This is a genomic window from Protofrankia sp. Cj3, assembly GCF_917627355.1.
In the GTDB taxonomy this organism is placed as follows: domain Bacteria; phylum Actinomycetota; class Actinomycetes; order Frankiales; family Frankiaceae; genus Protofrankia.
This window is the reverse complement of the sequence record NZ_CAKJTR010000282.1, coordinates 1-918: the sequence shown is the minus strand read 5'-3', so window position 1 is coordinate 918 and position 918 is coordinate 1. Positions and strand designations below refer to the sequence as shown.

General features: G+C 55.6%; 2 protein-coding genes. Both read left to right on the top strand.

Annotation, left to right across the window (positions count from 1 at the left end; translation table 11 throughout):
* Nucleotides 1-83: 83 nt before the first annotated feature.
* Complete coding sequence (locus tag MJ783_RS22305; RefSeq protein ID WP_239313623.1) at nt 84-479, top strand: hypothetical protein; 396 nt, start codon at nt 84-86, stop codon at nt 477-479.
* A 189-nt stretch (nt 480-668) separates the two neighbouring features.
* Nucleotides 669-902 carry a transposase gene (locus MJ783_RS23820; protein WP_370651776.1) on the top strand — a complete coding sequence of 78 codons (234 nt, stop codon included), beginning with the start codon at nt 669-671 and terminating at the stop codon, nt 900-902.
* Nucleotides 903-918 lie beyond the last annotated feature (16 nt).

Genomic DNA, 918 nt, shown 5'->3' with positions numbered 1-918 from the left:
CCATGTTTCCGATGTCCCGCCCGAATGGGTGGTTTGAAGCTGCGAGTCCATTTTTGAAATGATGGTTAATGTGGAGGCTGGTCGTGGAACTATTGCGCAAGATTCTTGGCCGGGAGGCTGCTAGCCTAGAGGGTATCTTCTATTTGAGTCAGAGTATCGGTGCTGGGCCATCCTTGGATTCAGTGGAACTTGTCTTCAGGGACGATGGATCTATCCTTTTTACGTCGGCCACAGACTGGACTCTGAGGGTAGATTTTGGTACTTGGCCTAAACTTCCTGAATGGTGCTGGCCGCCAAGATCATGGGAATTTTCTCGGCTGGAAACATTAATAGGAGATGTGGGTTTCGATAGAGTTGTCGGCGTGGCGGACCTGCGCAATGATGTAGGCGACTTGGCTGGATCTGTTCTAGAATTTGATGCTGGAGATCTGGTAATTAAGGCAGGCGATACGATAATTGTCGAATTGCATGTCGGTTGAGCCGTTCTGGTCTTTATAGCGATTCAATTGGCCATAAGTCAGGCCATGAGTAGCAACGGACACAGGAACAGGCCCGCCGGGAAGGACGGAAAGGGTGAGCCTCGCTCGAGCGATATAGATCAAGACAAGCCGATCAATAAGGTTCGGCGTATCGGTCCCGGACGGACAGGGGCCATCGCGTGAAGCTCTGTGAACCGACCAAAACTCGCAGAGAGGACACCACACGATGGCCCCGCACCACTCTGCACTACTCGGTCTACTGGAGCTGCTCCGGTCCACCGACGCCAGGCAGATGATGCGCAGACCCTGCAGACCGCGTCGCAGGATCTGATCGACGCGGAAGCGACTGCGCACGTCGGCGCGGCGCCCTACCAGCGCTCGAACACCCGGACGACGCAGCGCAACGGCAGTCAGCCACGTTGACCGGGCCGGGTAGCAC